This window comes from Streptomyces sp. NPDC052910, assembly GCF_055585605.1.
In genome coordinates this window covers 458,094-474,997 of the sequence record NZ_JBVJJR010000005.1, presented here as the reverse complement: position 1 = coordinate 474,997, position 16,904 = coordinate 458,094, and the positions used below count along the sequence as shown (strand labels likewise).

At 73.6% G+C, this 16,904-nt stretch carries 16 protein-coding genes and 1 pseudogene; 13 read left to right on the top strand and 4 right to left on the bottom strand.

Features of this window, described 5'->3' with window-relative positions; translation table 11 throughout:
- The 9 genes and pseudogenes from ACZ6X9_RS21325 to htpX all read left to right on the top strand — a co-directional run.
- Positions 1 to 301, top strand: a pseudogene (locus tag ACZ6X9_RS21325) (NADH-quinone oxidoreductase subunit C); the annotation flags it as partial.
- A complete protein-coding gene (locus ACZ6X9_RS21320; protein ID WP_469779536.1) occupies positions 298 to 1,269 on the top strand; it encodes a complex I subunit 1/NuoH family protein in 972 nt (323 codons plus the stop codon). The pseudogene ACZ6X9_RS21325 and the gene ACZ6X9_RS21320, both read left to right, overlap by 4 nt.
- On the top strand, positions 1,266 to 1,838 hold the full coding sequence (locus ACZ6X9_RS21315; protein WP_469779535.1) for a NuoI/complex I 23 kDa subunit family protein: 573 nt from the start codon (positions 1,266 to 1,268) through the stop codon (positions 1,836 to 1,838). Before ACZ6X9_RS21320 ends, ACZ6X9_RS21315 begins: the two co-directional genes overlap by 4 nt.
- On the top strand, positions 1,835 to 2,428 hold the full coding sequence (locus tag ACZ6X9_RS21310) for an NADH-quinone oxidoreductase subunit J family protein (RefSeq protein WP_469779534.1): 594 nt from the start codon (positions 1,835 to 1,837) through the stop codon (positions 2,426 to 2,428). Before ACZ6X9_RS21315 ends, ACZ6X9_RS21310 begins: the two co-directional genes overlap by 4 nt.
- The gene (gene nuoK, locus ACZ6X9_RS21305; RefSeq protein WP_469779533.1) at positions 2,428 to 2,796 is read left to right on the top strand and encodes an NADH-quinone oxidoreductase subunit NuoK; all 369 of its coding nucleotides are present in this window, start codon (positions 2,428 to 2,430) and stop codon (positions 2,794 to 2,796) included. Before ACZ6X9_RS21310 ends, nuoK begins: the two co-directional genes overlap by 1 nt.
- Positions 2,793 to 4,784 carry an NADH-quinone oxidoreductase subunit 5 family protein gene (locus ACZ6X9_RS21300; RefSeq protein ID WP_469779532.1) on the top strand — a complete coding sequence of 664 codons (1,992 nt, stop codon included), beginning with the start codon at positions 2,793 to 2,795 and terminating at the stop codon, positions 4,782 to 4,784. Before nuoK ends, ACZ6X9_RS21300 begins: the two co-directional genes overlap by 4 nt.
- Positions 4,785 to 4,786: 2 nt before the next feature.
- Complete coding sequence (locus ACZ6X9_RS21295; protein ID WP_469779531.1) at positions 4,787 to 6,370, top strand: complex I subunit 4 family protein; 1,584 nt, start codon at positions 4,787 to 4,789, stop codon at positions 6,368 to 6,370.
- Positions 6,370 to 7,911, top strand: a complete 1,542-nt coding sequence (locus ACZ6X9_RS21290) for an NADH-quinone oxidoreductase subunit N (protein ID WP_469779530.1) — start codon at positions 6,370 to 6,372, stop codon at positions 7,909 to 7,911. Before ACZ6X9_RS21295 ends, ACZ6X9_RS21290 begins: the two co-directional genes overlap by 1 nt.
- A gap of 341 nt (positions 7,912 to 8,252) precedes the next feature.
- Complete coding sequence (gene htpX, locus ACZ6X9_RS21285) at positions 8,253 to 9,119, top strand: zinc metalloprotease HtpX (RefSeq protein WP_469779529.1); 867 nt, start codon at positions 8,253 to 8,255, stop codon at positions 9,117 to 9,119.
- Positions 9,120 to 9,179: 60 nt separating this feature from the next.
- On the opposite strand, the gene ACZ6X9_RS21280 is transcribed toward htpX, so the two are convergent.
- The 4 genes from ACZ6X9_RS21280 to ACZ6X9_RS21265 form a co-directional block, all read right to left on the bottom strand.
- Positions 9,180 to 9,398, bottom strand: coding sequence for a hypothetical protein (locus ACZ6X9_RS21280; protein ID WP_469779528.1), 219 nt, complete (start codon positions 9,396 to 9,398; stop codon positions 9,180 to 9,182).
- 1,024 nt (positions 9,399 to 10,422) lie between these two features.
- On the bottom strand, positions 10,423 to 11,370 hold the full coding sequence (locus ACZ6X9_RS21275; protein ID WP_469779527.1) for an AraC family transcriptional regulator: 948 nt from the start codon (positions 11,368 to 11,370) through the stop codon (positions 10,423 to 10,425).
- Between the two features lie 260 nt (positions 11,371 to 11,630).
- Positions 11,631 to 12,557, bottom strand: a complete 927-nt coding sequence (locus ACZ6X9_RS21270; protein WP_469779526.1) for an NADP-dependent oxidoreductase — start codon at positions 12,555 to 12,557, stop codon at positions 11,631 to 11,633.
- Positions 12,558 to 12,709: 152 nt separating this feature from the next.
- The gene (locus tag ACZ6X9_RS21265) at positions 12,710 to 13,561 is read right to left on the bottom strand and encodes a LysR family transcriptional regulator (RefSeq protein ID WP_469779525.1); all 852 of its coding nucleotides are present in this window, start codon (positions 13,559 to 13,561) and stop codon (positions 12,710 to 12,712) included.
- Between the two features lie 80 nt (positions 13,562 to 13,641).
- Here ACZ6X9_RS21265 and ACZ6X9_RS21260 point away from each other — a divergent pair, with 80 nt between their 5' ends.
- The 4 genes from ACZ6X9_RS21260 (at position 13,642) to ACZ6X9_RS21245 (ending at position 16,815) form a co-directional block, all read left to right on the top strand.
- Positions 13,642 to 14,142 (top strand): cupin domain-containing protein, encoded by a 501-nt coding sequence (locus tag ACZ6X9_RS21260; RefSeq protein WP_469779524.1) that lies wholly within the window; start codon positions 13,642 to 13,644, stop codon positions 14,140 to 14,142.
- 95 nt (positions 14,143 to 14,237) lie between these two features.
- Positions 14,238 to 14,630: a YccF domain-containing protein gene (locus ACZ6X9_RS21255; protein WP_469779523.1), complete on the top strand. Its 393-nt coding sequence runs from the start codon at positions 14,238 to 14,240 to the stop codon at positions 14,628 to 14,630.
- 388 nt (positions 14,631 to 15,018) lie between these two features.
- Positions 15,019 to 16,140 (top strand): amidinotransferase, encoded by a 1,122-nt coding sequence (locus ACZ6X9_RS21250; RefSeq protein WP_469779522.1) that lies wholly within the window; start codon positions 15,019 to 15,021, stop codon positions 16,138 to 16,140.
- Positions 16,141 to 16,344: 204 nt separating this feature from the next.
- Entirely contained in the window at positions 16,345 to 16,815 is a 471-nt protein-coding gene (locus ACZ6X9_RS21245; protein WP_469779521.1) for a DUF3574 domain-containing protein, read from the top strand.
- The last annotated feature ends 89 nt before the right edge of the window (positions 16,816 to 16,904 follow it).

Sequence of the window (16,904 nt, the reverse complement as noted above, 5' to 3'; positions counted from 1 at the left end):
TCCGGGCGGGAGGCAGGGCGTGTCCGCCGAGGAGTCCGTTGCCCCGGGCGGGAGGCAGGGCGTGTCCGCCGAGGAGTCCGTTGCCCCGGGCGGGAGGCAGGGCGTGTCCGCCGAGGAGTCCGTTGCCCCGGGCGGGAGGCAGGGCGTGCCCGCCGACGAGCCCCCTGCTCCCGGCGCGAACCCCGCCACGGCCGCCGACCAGCCCGCCGACGAACCTCCCGCCCCCGGCGCGAAGCCCCCCGCCCCCGACGGCGGCGACCCCGAGAACGACCCCGACCCCGCCGGAGGCGACCGAGCATGAGCAGCAGCGACACCCTTGACGTGGTGCTGCGCCTCTTGGCCCTGTTCGGGGTCTTCCTCGTTTTCCCGCTGCTCGTGGGGCAGATGGAACACAAGGTGATGGCCCATATGCAGGGCCGGCTCGGACCGATGTACGCGGGCGGGTTCCACGGCTGGGCGCAGCTCGTCGCCGACGGTGTGAAGTTCGCGCAGAAGGAGGACATCGTCCCGGCCGACGCCGACCGGCGGGTCTTCCAGCTCGCGCCGGCCGTCGCGCTCCTGCCGTACCTGCTGGTTCTCGCCGCGATCCCGATCGGGCCGGGCAAGGCCGTCGGCTGGTACATCGACGCGGGCATCTTCTTCGTCCTCGCGGTGATGGGCGTGGGCGTGCTCGGTTCGCTCATGGCCGGCTGGGCGTCGGCGAACAAGTTCTCGCTGCTCGGCGGCCTGCGGACGGCCGCGCAGCTCATGGCGTACGAGCTGCCGATGCTGCTCGCCGCCGCTTCGGTGGCGATGGCGGCGGGCACGGTCTCGCTGCCCGGGATCCTGGACGCGTTCCACTGGTGGTGGGTGCCCTGGCAGATCGTCGGCGGGCTGGTGTTCTTCACCGCCGGCCTGGCCGAGCTGCAACGGCCGCCGTTCGACATGCCGGTGGCCGACTCCGAGATCATCTTCGGCGCGTACACCGAGTACACCGGCCTGCGGTTCGCGATGTTCCTGCTGGCCGAGTACGCGGGCATCGTCGTCCTCTGCGGGCTGACGTCCGTGCTGTTCCTCGGCGGCTGGCACGGCCCGTTCGGGGCCGACGGGCTCGGCTGGGTGTGGATGCTGCTCAAGACGGCGGTGCTCGCGTTCGTCGTGATCTGGCTGCGGGTGAGCTACCCGCGGCTGCGCGAGGACCAGTTGCAGAAGCTCGCCTGGACCGTGCTCATCCCGCTCGCCCTCGCGCAGATCGCGCTGACCGGCGTCGTCAAGGTGGCGATCTCATGAACATCCCCGGCAGCGGCCTGGCCAAGGGCCTGGCCGTCACCCTGCGGACCCTCACCCGGCGCACGCAGACAGTCCAGTACCCGGACGCGCAGCCCGAACTGGCGCCCCGCACCCGCGGTGTGATCGGCCTGTTCGAGGAGAACTGCACGGTCTGCATGCTCTGCGCCCGTGAGTGCCCCGACTGGTGCATCTACATCGACTCCCACAAGGAGACCGTCCCCCCGGCCGCGCCGGGCGGGCGCGAGCGCAGCCGCAACGTCCTCGACCGGTTCGCGATCGACTTCGCGCTGTGCATGTACTGCGGCATCTGTATCGAGGTGTGTCCGTTCGACGCCCTCTTCTGGTCGCCGGAGTTCGAGTACGCCGAGACGGACATCCGCGACCTCACCCACGAACGGGACCGGCTCCGCGAGTGGATGTGGACGGTCCCCGAGCCGCCCGCGCTCGACCCGGCGGCCGAGGAACCGAAGGAGGTCGCGGCGGCCCGCAAGACGGCGGAGAAGATGGCCGCGGCCCTGGCGAAGGAACAGGACGAGACAGCACGGGAAGCGAAGGAGGACGGAGCATGAGCCCCCACGGCGTCGCACTCGCCTCGGGCGCGCACGGCTTCCTGTCGCCCACCGGCGTCGAGGTCGCCTTCCTCCTCGTCGGCCTCGTCACCCTCGGCGCCGCCGTGCTGACCGTCACCACCCGGCAACTGGTGCACGCCGCCCTGTGGCTGGTCGTGGCGCTCGGCGGGCTGGCCGTGGAGTACCTGCTGCTGACGGCCGAGTTCGTCGCCTGGGTGCAGGTGCTGATCTACGTCGGTTCGGTGGTCGTCCTGCTGCTGTTCGGGCTGATGCTGACCAAGGCGCCCATCGGCCGCTCGGCGGACGCGGACTCCGGCAACCGGCCGGTGGCGCTCGCCGTCGCCGGGGCCGCCGCCCTCGCACTGGTCTGGGTCGTCGTGGACGCCTTCCGGAGGACGTGGATCGACATCGACGGGCCCGTCCAGGGGTCGACCAAGGTCTCCGGCGAGATGCTCTTCCGCTACTGGGTGCTGCCCTTCGAGGCGCTGTCCGTCCTGCTGCTCGCCGCGCTCGTCGGCGCGATCGTGCTGTCCCGGCGCGGCGAGGACACCGGGCCCGCGGAGCAGCCGCGCGAGGAAGAGGCCCGCTGATGCACCTCGTCTACCCCGCCGTCCTCGCCGCCCTCCTCTTCTGCACCGGCCTGTACGGCGTCCTCGCCCGGCGCAACGCCATCCTGGTGCTGATGTCCGTCGAGCTGATGCTCAACGCCGTCAACCTCAACCTCGTCGCCTTCGACGTCTGGCTGCGCGACGAGCTGCACGCCGGGCAGGCGCTCACCCTCTTCACCATCGCCATCGCCGCGGCCGAGATCGGCATCGGCCTGGCCATCGTCCTGCTCGTCCACCGCAACCGCGGCACCGCCGACCTCGACCGGCTCCGCGACCTGCGCGAGGACGCCTCCGATCCCCGGACAGCGGACGCCACCGACCGCGAGCAGAAGGCCGAGGCCGCCTCGTGACGACCACGACCACCGCCGCACTCGTCCCGCTGCTGCCGTTCCTCGGCGCCGTCGGCGGCATCCTGGCGGGCCGCCGCGCGCCCGGACTCGTCCGGCCGCTCGCGCTCCTGCCGACCGCCGTCGCCGCCGTGCTCGCCGTCGTCGTCGCCTGGCGGCAGGGCGGCGGCCGGCCGCTCGACGCGTCGACCCGGCTCACCCCGACCGGCTCCGTCCCCGTCGACCTCGCCCTGCACCTCGACGGCTTCGCCGTCCTGATCGCCGTGCTCGTCGGCGTGGTCGCCACCTGCGTCCAGCTCTATTCGACGGCCTACCTGCGCGACGACCCGCGCTACCCGTCCTACGCCGCGCTCGTCTCCCTCTTCACCTCCGCGATGCTCCTCGTCGTCTACTCGGGCGACCTGATGGTGCTGCTGGTCGGCTGGGAGGTCATGGGCATCTGCTCCTACTTCCTCGTCGGCCACTACTGGGAGACCGAGGCCGCCCGCGCCGCCTCCCTCAAGGCGTTCCTCGTCACCAAGCTCGGCGACGTCCCCTTCCTCATCGGCGTGTTCGCGCTCGCCGACGACGCCGGGACGTTCCGGATCGACGGCATCGTGCGCACCGCCGCCTCCGGCGACCTCTCCCACCCCACGCTCACGGCGCTGCTGCTGCTCGCCGGTGTGGCGGGCAAGTCCGCCCAGTTCCCGCTGCACACGTGGCTGCCCGACGCGATGGCCGGCCCCACGCCGGTGTCCGCGCTGATCCACGCCGCGACGATGGTCGCGGCCGGTGTCTACCTCGTCGCCCGGCTCCTCCCCGTGTTCGCCGCCTCCACCGCGGCCCTGGCGGTGCTCGCCGTGATGGCGGCGGTCACCATGGTCGGCTCGGCGCTCGCCGCGCTCGCGCAGGACGACATCAAACGCGTCCTCGCCTACTCGACCGTCGGCCAGCTCGGCTACATGACCGGCGCCCTGGCCGTCGGCGACCGCGGCGCCGCCGTCTTCCACCTCGTCTCGCACGGCGCGTTCAAGGCCCTCCTCTTCCTCGGGGCGGGCGTGGTCATCCACGCCGCCGGCACCAACTCGCTGGCCGCCACGGCCCGCATGGGCGGCCTCGCCCAGCGCGTCCCCGACGCGTTCTGGACGATGACCGTCGCCCTCCTCGCGCTCGCCGCGATCCCGCCCTTCAGCGGCTTCTTCTCCAAGGAGGCCGTGCTGGGCGCCGCCGAGCACGCCGCCCGGGGCGAGGCGGACGGCATCCCGGGCGCGGTGGGCTGGACGGTGCTGGCCGCCGGTCTGCTCACCGCCCTGCTGACCGCCGCCTACGCCACCCGCCTCTGGCTGCTCGCCTTCCGCGGCAGTGGCCCGGAGGCCGCCGACCACGGCCGGCAGCCCGCCGCCATGACGGCCGTCCTGTGGGTGCTGTTCGTCCCCACCGTCGCGCTCGGGCTCGCCGCCTGGAAGCTCCCCGACTGGTTCGACGGCGGCTCCCTGACGCCCACGCTCACCACCTCCCTCCTGTCCACCGGCTGTGCCCTCGCCGGCGTGCTCGTCGTCACCGCGGCCTGGCGCCGCACCGCCGTGCTCGCCGCCCGGACCCCGCTCGGCGCGGTGGCCGCCGACCCGGACGAGGCACCGGCCGTCTCCGAGGAGGAGGCCATCGCCACCCACGAGGCCGCGTACGGCAGCGTCGCCGGCGCCCGGGACCCCGCCGACCCCGGCCGGCTCCTCCTCGGCCCGCTGCACCGGCACGCCGCCGCCGGCTTCCACCTGGACGCCGTCGCCCACGCCCTCGCCGTCCGCCCGGCGCGCGGGGCCGCCCGCCTCGCCCGCTTCCTCGACCGCGAGGTCGTCGAGACCTACGTGCGCGGCGCGGCGGCCGCCCCCGGCCTGCTGGGCGCGGCCGTCCGCCGGGCCCAGACCGGCAACACCCAGACCTACCTGAGCGTCCTGTTCGCGGGCTCCGTCGTCCTGGCCGTCGCCGCCGTCCTCGTCGCCTCCGGAGCCTGACCGTGAGCCATACCGTTCTCCAGATCCTCCTCCTCGCGGTCGTCGGACTGCCCCTTGCCGGAGCCGTCGCCGCCCTCCTCCCGGCGCCGCCCGGGCTCAAGGGCCGCGGCCCCGACCAGGCGGTGCTGCGGCACGGCGTCACCGTCACAGGCGCCGTGCTCGCCCTCACCGTCGCGCTGGCCGTCGGCTTCGACCGCGACGACCCGGCCGCGATGCAGGCCACCACCGACGTGAGCTGGATCCCGGCCCTCGGCATCCGGTTCCACCTCGGCGTGGACGGCGTCTCGCTCCCCCTCCTCGTCCTGACCTCGCTCCTCACCTTCCTCTGCGCGCTCTACAGCTACTTCCGCGTGCCCGACGGCCCGTCACCCAAGGGCTTCGTGGCGCTGCTGCTGCTCCTGGAGGCCGGCACCCTCGCCTCGTTCGCCGTCCTCGACCTCGTGCTGTTCTTCCTCGCGTTCGAGACGGTGCTCGTCCCGATGTACTTCCTCATCGCCCGCTGGGGTGGCGAGGGACGGGAGCGCGGCGCCTGGCGCTTCGTCCTCTACACCCTGCTCGGGTCCGTGGTCATGCTGCTCGGCCTCCTCCTCGTCGGCATCAAGGGCGGCACCTTCGACATGGTGGCACTCGCCACTGACAACGGGTCGGGGCTGAGCCATTCGACGCAGGTCATCGCGGTGTTGGCGATCGGCGTGGGGCTCGCCGTGAAGGCGCCGATGTTCCCGCTGCACAGTTGGCTGCCCGACGCGCACACGGCCGCGCCGACCGTCGGTTCGGTGCTCCTGGCGGGCGTGCTGCTGAAGATGGGCACCTACGGACTCGTCCGCATCGTCCTTCCCGTGGCCCCCGACGGCGCCCACACCTTCGCGCCGTACCTGGCCGCGTTCGCCGCCGTCGGCATCGTCTACGGTTCGCTGGTCTGCCTCGCGCTGGCCCGGCGCGGCGCCAAGGGCGACCTGAAGCGGCTCGTCGCCTACAGCTCCGTCGGCCACATGGGCTTCGTCCTCCTGGGCATCTCCACCCTCACGCCCACCGGCGTCAACGCGGCCCTCTTCGCCAACGTCGCCCACGGCCTGATCACCGGCCTCCTCTTCTTCCTGGTCGGCGGCGTCAAGGACCGCTACGGCACCACCGACCTCGACCGCCTCTCCGGCCCCACCGGGGCCGCGCTCTACGGCCGGGCGCCGCGCCTCGGCGGCCTCCTCGCCTTCGGCGCCGTCGCCTCCCTGGGGCTGCCCGGACTGGCCGGGTTCTGGGGCGAGATGATCGCGATGTTCGCCTCCTTCCGGCCCGCCGACGGCCTCAGCCGCCCCGCCTACCTCACCTTCATGGCCCTGGCCGGTCTCGGCACCCTGCTGACCGCCGCCTACCTGCTGGTCGTCGTCCGCCGCGTCTGCATGGGCGGCAACGGCGAACAGCGGCCGGTCGCGGCGGAGACCGGCCCGGCGCTCACGGACGTCCGCCCGTACGAGTTCGCCGCCTGGACGCCGCTCGTCGTCCTCACCGTCCTCGCCGGGCTCTGGCCCGCGGCCCTCCTGGGCCTCACCGACCCGGCCGTCCAGCAGCTCCTCGGAGGAGGCAACTGATGGTGCTCCTCGCCGACTCTGCGGCCGGTTCCCTGGTCCAGTCCGTCGACTGGCTCGCCGTCGCACCGCCCCTGATCGCCGCCGTGGCCGCGCTCGCCGTCCTCGTCGCCGACCTCTTCCTGCCCGCCGGGCGGAAGCACGTACTCGGCGGCGTCACCGTCGGCGGCCTGCTGCTGGCCGGACTGGCGCTGATCCCGCTGCGGGCCGGCACCCGCAGCACCTTCTGCCTCACCGGCGGCAGCCACACCTGTAGTTACGAAGCCGACCACTTCACGCTGATCCTCCAGTTCCTGGTGCTCGGCGGCGCGCTGCTGACCGCGCTGCTGTCCGTCACCACCGTGCGCGAACAGGACCTCCCCGCCGGCGAGTACTGGTTCCTGCTGCTCTCCTCCGCCGCCGGCGCCGCCCTGCTGCCCGCCTCCCGCGACCTCGCCACCCTCGTCGTCGCCCTGGAGGTCGCCTCGCTGCCCGCGTTCGCCCTCGTCGGCCTGCGCCGCGGCGACCGGCGGTCCTCGGAAGCGGCGCTGAAGTTCTTCCTCTCCTCGGTCACCGCCACCGCCGTCACCCTCCTCGGCGTCAGCTTCGTCTACGCGGCGACCGGCACCCTGCACCTCACCGACGTCGCCCACAGCCTCACCGCCGTCGACCCGCGGCTCGCCGTGCTGGCCCGCACCGGCGTGGTGCTCACCCTCGTCGGCTTCGCCTTCAAGACCGCCGCCGTCCCCTTCCACTTCTGGGTGCCGGACGCCTACGCCGGCGCGCCCCTGCCCGTCGCCGGCTACCTCTCCGTCGTCGGCAAGGCCGTCGGCTTCACGGGTATCGCCCTCGTGACGGTCGTCGCGTTCCCGTCGTACTCCGACGTCTGGGGGCCGGCCCTGGCCGTCCTCGCCGCGCTCACCATGACGGTGGGCAACGTCGCCGCGCTGCGCCAGCGGCCGGACCGGCGGCTCAGCGCGGTCCGGCTGCTCGCCTGGTCCTCGGTCGGCCAGGCGGGCTACCTGCTGGTGCCGCTGGCCGCCGCCGGGTACGGAAGCGACCCGGGGCACGCCGTCGGCGCGACCGTCGCCTACGCCCTGATGTACGCGGCGGTGAACCTCGGCGCGTTCGCCGTCGCCGTCCTCGTCGGCCGCACCGCGACCCACCACCGGGTCGCCGACTACCGCGGCCTGTACGCCCGGAGCCCGCTCGCGGCGCTCGCCCTCGCCTTCTTCCTGCTCTGCCTGGCCGGCCTGCCGCCGGGCGTCATCGGGCTGTTCGCCAAGGTCACCGTCTTCTCGGCGGCGGTCGACGCCGGGCTGGGCTGGCTGGCGGCGGTCATGGCCGTCAACGTCGTCATCGCGCTGTACTACTACCTCCAGTGGACGGCGTTCCTCTTCCGCCCGGCGGACGAGGAAGAGGCGACCGGCGCGGCGCCCGGCGTCGTGAACACGCGCGCGTCCCTCTCCCTGCGAGCGGCGATCGGCCTGGCGGCGGCGGCCGGCATCGTACTGTCGGGCGCGCCGCAACTGGTGCTGCGGTACGCGGCGGGGTCGCTGTTGTAGTCGGGGCGCTGTCGTAGCGGTCGCGGGGCGCCCCGGTCCGGGAGCGCCCCCGAAGCGCTCCCGGGGACACCCCCGTCAGGGCCTTCCTCAGAGGGCGACCCCCGGGGGCCAACCCGTAGGGGACAGGGGACAGGGCCCAGGGCCCAGGGCCCTGGGGAGAACCAGTAGGGGGCACCCCCAGGGAGAACCCCCGGAGAACCTTCGGGGCCGCCCGCGTCACCCGGCCGGCGCACGCCGCGGCCCATGCACAAGGGAACTAGCGGCCTCCACCTCGCGTTGACCAGTACGAAAGGTTCCACTGGTTCAAGGGTTCCCCTGCCGCACCACCTGGAGGGCGTACCGTGCACCGCCGGCACAACGGGCTCAGGACCGCCGTACTCCTCGGCGGGCTGTCCGCGCTCATCATCGTCATCGGCAGCGTCTTCGGCCGGACGGGGCTGATCGTCGCCGTCCTGGTGGCGCTGGGCACCAACGCCTACGCGTACTGGAACAGCGACAAGCTCGCCCTGCGGGCGATGCGTGCCCGCCCGGTCAGCGAGTTCGAGGCGCCGCACCTCTACCGCATGGTGCGCGAGCTCTCGACCGCCGCCCGCCAGCCCATGCCCCGGCTGTACATCTCGCCCACCGAGGCCCCCAACGCCTTCGCCACCGGCCGCAACCCGCGCAACGCCGCCGTCTGCTGCACCGACGGCATCCTGCGCCTCCTCGACGAACGCGAGCTGCGCGGGGTGATCGGCCACGAGCTCAGCCACGTCTACAACCGCGACATCCTCATCTCGTCCGTGGCGGGCGCGCTCGCCTCGGTGGTGATGTTCCTGGTGAACTTCGCCTGGCTGGTCCCGATCGGCAGGTCGGACGACGACGAGGGCCCGGGAATCGTCGGCATGATCATGATCATGCTGCTGGGGCCCATCGCGGCGTCCCTGATCCAGCTCGCCGTCAGCCGTTCCCGGGAGTACGAGGCCGACGCGTCCGGCGCCCGCCTCACCGGCGACCCGCTGGCCCTGGCGTCGGCCCTCCGCAAGCTGGAGACGGGCACCCGGCAACTGCCGCTCCCGCCGGAACCGCGCCTGGAGACGGCGAGCCACATGATGATCGCGAACCCGTTCCGGCCCGGCGAGGGCCTCTCCAAGCTCTTCTCCACCCACCCGCCGATGGCCGAACGGATCGGCCGCCTGGAGCGGATGGCGGGCGGCGGCCACGACTGAGGCCGGGGCCCGGCCGGGCGGATGCCCGCCATCCGCTCCAGGCGGCGGCCGGCGGAACGGTCAGGACACCGTCTCGCCGTTGTGCGTACCGCCCTTGCAGACGGCCTTGATCTCGACCGTCAGCACACCCGGGTCCGCGTCGCCGTAGTCCGGTATGCCGCCCCCGTCGAGGCAGGTGAAGACATCGATGTCGGCCGGGGCCGCGGGCTCGGCCTGGGCGGTGGTGACGCCCAGCACGCTCACGGCGGCCAGGGCCGCCGACAGGATGGCTCTGCGCATGGTTCCTCCCGGACGCTTCGTCCGCCGGATGGCGGCACGCCCACCATGGCCACCGGGAACGCCCGACGGCACGCCGCGCTGACCCATTAGGGGGACGCCGTGAGGACTACCGCCGCCTGCGCCCCCTACGGGACCCGTAGGGGCGGCCTCCTCCGACTCGCCCACGTCGGCCCGCCGGCCGACGGCTACGGACGAAGAGGCGCCGCGCCGCGCCATGCCGGCCGCTCCGATCACCGGCGGTGCCCTGCCGCCGAAGCACTCCGGCGCCCCGACCGCCGCCGCGCCGAAAACCGAACCCGCCGGCCGGCTGCGCGGACGCCACCCCCCTGTAACCACCGGGCCACCGTCGGACAACCGGCCCGGCCCGCCGTAATGCCGCGTCCAAGGGTACGAACGGGGCGGCGAAGCCTCCGGTGAAGTAGCCAAGAAGCCCGGCTCGCGGAGACCTTCGCGTCCCACCGCCCTACGCGGGTGACCGGTCACGGCGGTGCGGCGGCGGAGGCCCGGACCTCTGGAAGGCGCCCAGGAGCACGAACGGGGCGGCGAAGCCTTCCAGACGCAGTCCAAGGGCCCCGGCTCGCGGAGACCTTTGCGTCCCACCGCCCTACGCGGGTGACCGGTCACGGCGGTGCGGCGGCGGAGGCCCGGACCTCTGGAAGGCACCCAGGAGCACGAACGGGGCGGCGAAGCCTTCCAGACGCAGTCCAAGAACCCCGGCTCGCGGAGACCTTCGCGTCCCACCGCCCTGCGCGGGTGACCGGTCACGGCGGGTGGCGGCGGAACCCCGGACTCCTGGAAGGCGACGGGCAGCGCACCGCAGTACGCCGGCGACGGGGCGTCATCGCGGTGCCGTGGAGGCCCCCGCCGGGCCGATCCGAGCGTTCATGGTCTCGTGCGCCGTCCGACGGCGACGCGGACCCGCTACTGACGGCCCGTGCCGGGAACGCCTTCCGGCAGACGCCCCCGACACTCCCACCCCCGACGCTGTCAGGGGTGTGCGCACCACGCCCGCCGGGGGCTTGCCTCACGCCACCCGGGCAACCCGCGCCGTACGCCGATACCCGCCGGGCGCCTGCCCGTACTCGCGCTTGAAGGCCTTGGCGAACGCGAACTCGGAGCCGTAACCGGCCCGTGCGGCCACGGCCGCCAGCGGGGCATCGGACTCGCGCAGCAGCCGGGCCGCCGTCGTCATGCGCCAGCGGGTCAGGTAAGCGACGGGCGGCTCCCCGACGAGCGTCGTGAAGCGGCGGGCGAACGCCGCACGGGACAGCCCGGAACGCCCGGCCAGCGACTCGACGGTCCACTGCGCCGACGGCTCCTCGTGGATCGCCGCGAGCGCCGGCGCCACCACGGGATCGGCCAGCGCGGCGGCCCATCCCGTGCCGTCCCCGGCCGGACGCTCCGCCAGCCAGGCGCGCAGGATGTACAGAAGCAGAGAGTCGATCAGCGAGGGCACGATGCCGGCCGAGCCGGGGCGCGGATTCTCCACCTCGGCGCCCAGCAACCGCACGGCGGCGCTCAGTTCGGGGTGCCGGCCGTCCCGCGTCGAGAGGTGAATCAGCGCGGGGAGCCGGCCGACGAGGGGGTGGGGGCGGCCCTGGTCCAGGTGGTAGTTGCCGCACAACAGGCTGGTCCGGGCGCCGTCACCGCCGACCGACACCGTCCCGATCGGGAAACCCGGACAGAAATCCGCGGTGTCCTCGGGCTGGGCCGGGGTGTCCGGGTGATCGGCGAGGATGTGTCCGCGCCCGTCCCGGACGAAGATCACGTCACCCTCCTCCAGCCGGATCGGCTCACGGTGCGACACCGCGTCCTCCAGCGGCATCACCCAGCAGCCGCCGTGCAGCACGACGTGGAAACCGGCCCCCGCGACGGGCGGCAGCCGCAGCCCCCAGGGCGCCCGCCCGTCGGTCCGGACGGAGGCGGGACTCCCGGTCCGCATCGAGGCCAGCGCCTCCGTCAGGATGTCCACGCGCTTCCCCCCACCCGATCCACCCGATCCACTCGACTCACTCGACCTACCTGTCTTACCAGCCCCGCCAGTTCCACAGACTCGCCGGTCTCAGCGCCGACGGCCCCCTCCGATGTTCCGCGGCTGCCCCAGCCCTGTCCCCGCGCCCGGCCCCTGCCCCCGCACCAGCTCCCTGCCCCGCATTCAGCTCCTCGCCCCCGCACCCGGCACCCTCCGGGCGCCAGTCCTCAACCGGCTCGCCTCCGCCCCCGGCCCCCACCTCAGTCCACTGTCAGCACAACCTTCCCCAGCGCCCGCCCCGCGCCCACCAGTTCGTGCGCCTTGCCCGCCTCCGCGAGCGGGAAGGTGGCCCCGACATGCGGGCGGATCCGGCCGGCGTCCACCAGGTCCGCGATCGTCTCCAGGGCCGCGTAGTCCGGCTCGACCGAGATTCCGGCGAAGCGGAAGCCGTCCGCCTCCACCCGGCCCGCGAGCTCCCGGTCGCCGTGTTCCAGGATGCTGACGAGCGTGCCGCCGGGACGGAGGACGGCCGTCGAACGGGCGCCCTGGGCCGTGGAGTCGAAGACCACGTCGATGTCCTTCACCGCCTCCGTGAAATCGACCGCCTGGTAGTCGATCACCTCGTCGGCGCCCAGCCCGCGGACGAACTTGTGCTTGCCCGCGCTCGCCAGCGCGATCACCTCGGCGCCCCGGGCCTTCGCGATCTGCACCGCCAGGTGCCCGACCCCGCCGGCCGCCCGGTGGATCAGCACCCGGTCGCCCTCCCCGACGCGGGCCGCGTCCACCAGCCCCTGCCAGGCGGTGAGCGCCGCGAGCGGCAGTGCGGCGGCGTGCACGTGGTCGAGCGAGGCGGGCTTCCGGGCGACCTGCCGCGAGGGCACGGCCACGTACTCGGCGTAGGCATTGGCAGCGCGCGGGAAGAACGGCATCCCGTACACCTCGTCCCCGACCTTGAACCGGGACCCGGCGCCGGTCTCCTCGACGACCCCGGAGACGTCCCAGCCCACCCCGAACGGCGGCTCACCGAGCAGCGGGAACGCTCCGGACCGGACGGCCACGTCCACCGGGTTCACCGCGCTCGCCCGCACCCGCACCAGCACCTCGGCCGCGAGCGGAACAGGGCGCTCCGTCTCCACCAGCTCCAGCACCTCGGGGCCGCCGAAGGTCTTCTGCACCACAGCGCGCATGGGGACGCTCCTTCTTCGCTCAGGTCGTTCGTCCGTTTCGACTCCCTCACCGTACGAACCCCGAGCGAGCGTCTGAATGGCCTTCCGTCTCCAAAAAATGTCCGTCCGTCTCGCCCTCTACCCCGAGGCCACCCGCCACCCCGAGGCCCCGCTCAACCGCGGAAAGCGGTGACGGCGAGCCGCGCGAACGACCGGACCAGCGGGTCCGCGTCCCCCGCCCGCCACGCCACCACCACCGGGCTCGGCGGCAGGCCGTCCAGCGGCACCACGGCGAGCCCCTCGCCCGGCTCGTGGCCCAGGAGCGTCATGCCGACCGTGCCGTTCCAGAGGACGGCCTGCCGGCACTCCCGGACCGCGCGGACCACCGGGCCTTCGCGGGGTTCCCCGCCGTTCCAGTACGCCTGCCAGAGCGGGTCGGTGCCCGCGGGGAAGCGGAACCAGCCGCGGTCCGCCAGGTCGGCCGGCCGCAGCCGGTCGCGGCTGGCGAGCGGATCGTCGGCGCGCAGCAGGACGCCCACCGGGTCGGCCCGCAGTTCGCGCACGGTGAGCCCGGTCCCGTCGAACGGCCCGCGGGTCAGGGCGACGTCGACCGCTCCGGCGTGCAGACCGCAGGTCGGGTCGGTCAGGTCCGTGTCCCGGACACGGACCTCGATGTGCGGGTGCCGTCGGCGGAAGGCGCGGGCCAGCCGCGTCGCGCCCGGGCCGCCGCCGTCCTCCAGGATGCCGACGGTGAGGGTGGCGGCCCCGGCCGCCGCGGCCACGCGGGCGCGCACGCGGTCGGCCCGGTCGAGCAGGGCGCGCGCCTCGTCGAGCAGGACGGCCCCCGCCGGTGTGAGCGCGACGCCGGCGGGCGACCGGTCGAACAGCGCGGCGCCGACGTCGGCCTCCAGCCGCTTGATCGCCCGGCTCAGCGGCGGCTGGCTCATGTGCAGCCGCACGGCGGCCCGGCCGAAGTGGAGTTCCTCGGCGACCGCCACGAAATACCGCAGGGCGCGTAGCTCCATGCGGGGACGATACCCGTACGGTATCGGCCCTACGGGACGGGTCTTGGACAGCCGCCGGGGGCCGGCCGTGAGATGGAGCCATGACCGCAGAACCGAAGACCCACACCCGCGAACCGTTCGGCGACCCCGCCGTATCCGTGGTCGGCCCCGGCGACGGGGAGACGATCCTCCTCGGCACCACCCGCATGCGCGTCCTCGAAGACGGCGGCAACACCGCGCACCGCCTCGGAGTCACCGAGTCCGTCCTGGCACCGCACACGCCCGGGCCGCCGCAGCACCGCCACGCGCGGCACGACGAGGGCTTCTACGTCCTCTCCGGCACCGTGCGGTTCACGGTCGGGGACCGGGACCACGACGCGCCCGCCGGCACGTTCGTCCTCGTCCCGCCCGGCGCCCCGCACACGTTCGCCAACACGACCGGCCAACCGGCCGTCATGCTCAGCGTGTTCACACCCGACCTGTACGTGCAGTACTTCCGCGACCTGCGGGACATGACGGCCGGCGGCCGCGCCCCGAGCCCCCGGGCCCACCTGGAGACGATGAGCCGCTACGCCACGGAACCCGTCACCGGACCCGCCTGACGACGGACCCGCCTCCACCTGCGCGAAGGGCAACCGGGCAGCCCCCTCCCGGCGTCTCGGTAACCAGGGAACCAGTCGCGTGAAAGGCTGCTTACATGAGGTTCATCCTAAATGTCATCTGGCTGGTCCTCTGTGGGCTGTGGATGGCTCTCGGCTACGTGTTCGCCGGCATCATCTGCTGCGTGCTGATCGTGACCATTCCGTTCGGCATCGCGTCGTTCCGCATCGCCTCTTACGCCCTCTGGCCGTTCGGCCGGACGACCGTGGAGCGCCGCGACGCGGGCGCGGGTTCGCTGCTCGGCAACGTCATCTGGATCGTCTTCGCCGGCTGGTGGCTGGCGCTGGGGCACATCGTCACCGGCATCGCGCTCTGCTGCTCGATCATCGGCATCCCGCTGGGCATCGCGAACTTCAAGCTCATCCCGGTCTCGCTGATGCCGCTCGGCCGCGAGATCGTCCCGACGGACCAGCCGTTCGCCACGCGGTAGGACGTGCGCCAAGACGTACGGCATGCCATACGCCAGGGCGTGCGGCGGGGTCTACGGCGAGAGGTACGACAGCAAGTACGCCAGGGCTTACGAGGCGACGACCGGCCGGGCGGGGGTGCCCGGCGCGCCCGCAACTTCCCGGCCGCCCACGCCGTTTGCCCCACATGGACGTAATGTGGCGACCCGGAGGATCCGGACGGCTCGGACGGTCCGAACCACTCACACGAGCCCAACGAGCCGACGACCGCGGGTGGTTCGGGCAGGTCGGGCAGCACGGAAAACGCGGGCAGTCCGGACGCCCCGCAATCCGCCCGGCCGCACCACCCCACGCCTCCCACGCCTCCCCTGCCTCCCACGTCTCCCCCGCGTCGGCTGAGGGCGGCGCGCGGTGAGGGGCCCGTCGGCCGAGCACGGCGTCCCGGCGGAACCCGCAGGCCCCCCGGTCACCTCGCACACCGAATGGGACCCGTTGGAGGAGGTCGTCGTCGGGCGTCTCGACGGCGCCGCGATCCCCTCCCGCCACCCCGTCGTGGCCTGCAACCTCCCGCCGTGGGCGGCCCGGCTGCAGGGCGTCGCCGCCGGCCGCCGGTACCCGCGGCCGCTGGTGGAGCGGGCGCAGCGCGAGCTGGACGGGTTCATCGCCCTCCTGCGTTCCCTCGGCGTCACGGTCGCCCGCCCCGACCCGGTCGACCACCGGCGGCGGTTCCGTACCCCGCACTGGTCGTCGCGTGGTTTCTGCAACGCCTGCCCGCGCGACAGTCTGCTGGTGATCGGCGACGAGATCATCGAGGCCCCGATGGCGTGGCCGTGCCGGTACTTCGAGACGCACTCCTACCGGACGCTCCTCAAGGACTACTTCCGGCGCGGCGCGCGCTGGACGGCCGCGCCGCGGCCGCAGCTCACGGACGAGCTGTTCCGGGCGGACTTCCGCAGGCCCGGGCCGGGGGAGCCGGTGCGGCACGTCATCACGGAGTTCGAGCCGGTCTTCGACGCGGCGGACTTCGTCCGCGCGGGCCGCGACCTCTTCGTCACGCGCGGCAACGTGACCAACCGCATGGGCGTCGACTGGCTGCGCCGTCATCTCGGGCCGCGCTACCGCGTCCACGAGATCGAGAGCCGCTGCCGGACGCCCATGCACATCGATACGACGTTCATGCCGCTCGCCCCCGGCAAAGTGATGATCAATCCGGAGTACGTGGACGTCGACCGCCTGCCCGACATCCTGCGCTCGTGGGACGTCCTGATCGCCCCCGAGCCCGACCCGATGGACGACCGGCTGCTCAGGCTCACGTCGCTGTGCGGCAAGTGGCTCAGCATGAACGTCCTCATGGTCGACGAGAAGCGGGTGATCGTGGAACGGCACCACACCGGCATGGTGAACGCGCTCAAGAAATGGGGCTTCGAACCGATCCCGTGCGACTTCCTGCACTACGCGCCGTTCGGCGGCTCGTTCCACTGCGCGACGCTCGACGTCCGGCGCCGCGGCACGCTCGAGTCGTACTTTTCCTGACGCTCCCGGCCAAGCACGTCGTCGGGGGCGGCACTTTTCGGTCGGGAAGCGCATATCGGCCGCACGGCGGCGGGCCGGCCGGGAGAGTGGTCGGCGCGCCCCGCCCCGCCGGCAGGGGTGCGCCGGCCCGCCCGAGAGGACGCGGGCCGGTCCCGCGGCCGGAAGTACGCCGGCCCGGCCCCACCGGCCGAAAGGACAACACCCGTGCCCCAGCGCCCTTCCCGCCTGCGCACCGCCGCCCTGGCCGCCGCGACCGTCCTCGCCGTGGGCGCCCCCACGGCCTACGCCGCCCTGGACACCGCCGACGACCCGGCCCCGGCCGCCCGGACGACCGCCGTGCGCGGCGCCCCGTACGTCGGCACCCACCTCTACTTCGGCACCGCCCGCTCCGACGGGCGGCCGGATGTGACCGACCGCCAGTTCCGCGAGTTCGTGACCCGGCGCGTCACCCCGAGATTCCCCGACGGCCTCACCATCGAGGACGCGCGCGGGCAGTGGCGCGACGCCAAGGGTGTCGTGATCCGCGAGCGCTCCTACGAACTCACTCTGTATTACCCGAAATCCGAGGCCCGGGCGAAGGGTGCCGGCATCCAGGAGATCCGCGCCGCCTACAAGAAACAGTTCCACCAGGAGTCGGTGATGCGCGCGGACGAGACCGCGAACGTGGACTTCTGACCCGCCCGGCCCACCGCCACCGCATCCCCCAACGCGTCCCCCCATTCCGCCCCACCCCACCCCACCGCCCGTCGCGTCACCCGCTCGGA

Bases quoted from the DNA above. Each gene is read 5' to 3' on its own strand.
- ACZ6X9_RS21290 (WP_469779530.1), top strand. From the start codon at position 6,370: ATGGTGCTCCTCGCCGACTCTGCGGCCGGTTCCCTGGTCCAGTCCGTC.
- ACZ6X9_RS21320 (WP_469779536.1), top strand. From the start codon at position 298: ATGAGCAGCAGCGACACCCTTGACGTGGTGCTGCGCCTCTTGGCCCTG.
- ACZ6X9_RS21265 (WP_469779525.1), bottom strand. From the start codon at position 13,561: ATGGAGCTACGCGCCCTGCGGTATTTCGTGGCGGTCGCCGAGGAACTC.
- ACZ6X9_RS21310 (WP_469779534.1), top strand. From the start codon at position 1,835: ATGAGCCCCCACGGCGTCGCACTCGCCTCGGGCGCGCACGGCTTCCTG.
- ACZ6X9_RS21260 (WP_469779524.1), top strand. From the start codon at position 13,642: ATGACCGCAGAACCGAAGACCCACACCCGCGAACCGTTCGGCGACCCC.
- ACZ6X9_RS21270 (WP_469779526.1), bottom strand. From the start codon at position 12,557: ATGCGCGCTGTGGTGCAGAAGACCTTCGGCGGCCCCGAGGTGCTGGAG.
- ACZ6X9_RS21315 (WP_469779535.1), top strand. From the start codon at position 1,266: ATGAACATCCCCGGCAGCGGCCTGGCCAAGGGCCTGGCCGTCACCCTG.
- ACZ6X9_RS21255 (WP_469779523.1), top strand. From the start codon at position 14,238: ATGAGGTTCATCCTAAATGTCATCTGGCTGGTCCTCTGTGGGCTGTGG.
- ACZ6X9_RS21280 (WP_469779528.1), bottom strand. From the start codon at position 9,398: ATGCGCAGAGCCATCCTGTCGGCGGCCCTGGCCGCCGTGAGCGTGCTG.
- nuoK (WP_469779533.1), top strand. From the start codon at position 2,428: ATGCACCTCGTCTACCCCGCCGTCCTCGCCGCCCTCCTCTTCTGCACC.